At 53.1% G+C, this 1,904-nt stretch carries 1 pseudogene; it reads left to right on the top strand.

The features are described 5' to 3' along the window. Positions 1-112: 112 nt before the first annotated feature. Positions 113-1,792: pseudogene (locus tag H6A32_RS15670) on the top strand (VirB4-like conjugal transfer ATPase, CD1110 family); the annotation flags it as partial. Between the last annotated feature and the right edge of the window lie 112 nt (positions 1,793-1,904).

Here is a 1,904-nt window from a genome sequence, read left to right as displayed (position 1 = left end):
ATGGCGGCCTTCCTCCCATGGTAAAACGCAGGCAGTACTATGAGGCTTTGGAGGTGGCTGCATAGTCAGTGATATCCTTGAGAAAAATGTGTCAACTAATCTTGACAATATCATTCCGGCGCGGGACGACGCTTTCAATTCCATTCGCGCCGAGTATTCGGATATGCTCAAAAACCAGCTTTCCAAAGGCAACAACGGGCTTGTCAAATACAAATACATCACTTTTTCCATTGAAGCGGACAGCTTGGCGGCGGCAAAAGCCCGCCTTGCCCGTATCGAAACGGACGTACTCAACAATTTTAAGGTGCTGGGCGTAGCCGCCCGCCCCATGACGGGCTATGACCGTTTGAAAGTGCTGCATGGGGTGTTCCACCCGGAGGGCGAACCGTTTTCCTTTGACTGGGCGTGGCTTGCCCCGTCGGGGCTTTCCACCAAAGACTTTATCGCCCCGCCGTCGTTCCGTTTCGGAGAGGGGCGCACGTTCCGCATGGGGCGCAAGATCGGCGCGGTGTCGTTCTTACAGATACTTGCGCCGGAGCTGAACGACCGCATTTTGTCGGACATTCTCGACCTTGAAACGGGCGTGATTGTCAATCTCCATATCCGCAGTATCGACCAGAGCGAAGCCATTAAGACGATTAAGCGGAAAATCACAGACCTTGACAAAATGAAAATCGAAGAACAGAAGAAAGCCGTCCGTTCCGGCTATGACATGGATATTATTCCGTCCGACCTTGCCACCTTTGGCAGCGAAGCGAAAAATCTCTTGCAGGATTTACAGAGCCGGAATGAGCGAATGTTTCTCCTTACGTTCCTTGTGGCAAACATGGCAGACACGAAGCGGAAACTGGAAAATGACGTGTTCGCGGCGGCGGGTATCGCGCAGAAATATAACTGCGCTTTGACCCGCCTTGACTACCAGCAGGAAGCGGGCTTGCTGTCGTGTGTCCCTATCGGGAAAAACCTCGTCCCCATTCAAAGGGGCTTGACGACAAGCAGCACCGCTATTTTTATCCCCTTTATCACGCAGGAGCTTTTTCAGACCGGGGAAGCCCTGTATTACGGGCTGAACGCTTTAAGCAACAACATGATACTCTGCGACCGCAAGCAGCTTAAAAACCCGAATGGGCTGATCTTGGGAACGCCGGGAAGCGGTAAATCCTTTGCGGCAAAGCGGGAAATGACAAACGCTTTCCTCATTACGGACGACGACATTATCATCTGCGACCCGGAAGCGGAGTATTTCTCCCTTGTGCAGCGTTTAGGCGGACAGGTAATCCGGCTTTCCCCGACGGGTAAGGGCATTGACGGGAAGCCGCAGTACGTCAACCCTATGGATATTAACCTCAATTACAGCGAGGACGACAGCCCCCTTGCGCTGAAATCCGACTTTATCCTCTCCCTCTGCGAGCTGGTGATCGGCGGCAAGGAGGGCTTGCAGCCCGTGGATAAGACGGTCATTGACCGGGCTGTACGGAACGTGTACCGCGCGTACCTTGCCGACCCCGACCCGGCGAAAATGCCTGTCTTGGGTGACCTCTACAACGAGCTTTTGCAGCAGCCGGAGCCGGAAGCGGCGCGTATTGCGGCGGCGTTGGAGCTGTATGTTTCCGGCTCTCTGAACGTCTTTAACCACCGTACCAACGTGGAGCTTTCAAACCGCCTTGTCTGCTTTGATATTAAGCAGCTTGGAAAGCAGCTCAAAAAGTTAGGTATGCTCATTGTGCAAGACCAGGTATGGAACCGCGTAACGGTCAACCGCGCAGAGAAAAAGGCGACGCGCTACTACATGTGATATTGTCAAGATTAGTTGACACATTTTTCTCAAGGATATCACTGACTATGCAGCCACCTCCAAAGCCTCATAGTACTGCCTGCGTTTTACCATGGGAGGAAGGCCGCCA

It is taken from the genome of Drancourtella massiliensis, assembly GCF_016900655.1.
Taxonomy (GTDB): domain Bacteria; phylum Bacillota; class Clostridia; order Lachnospirales; family Lachnospiraceae; genus Sellimonas; species Sellimonas catena.
This window is presented reverse-complemented; position numbering and strand designations above follow the sequence as displayed.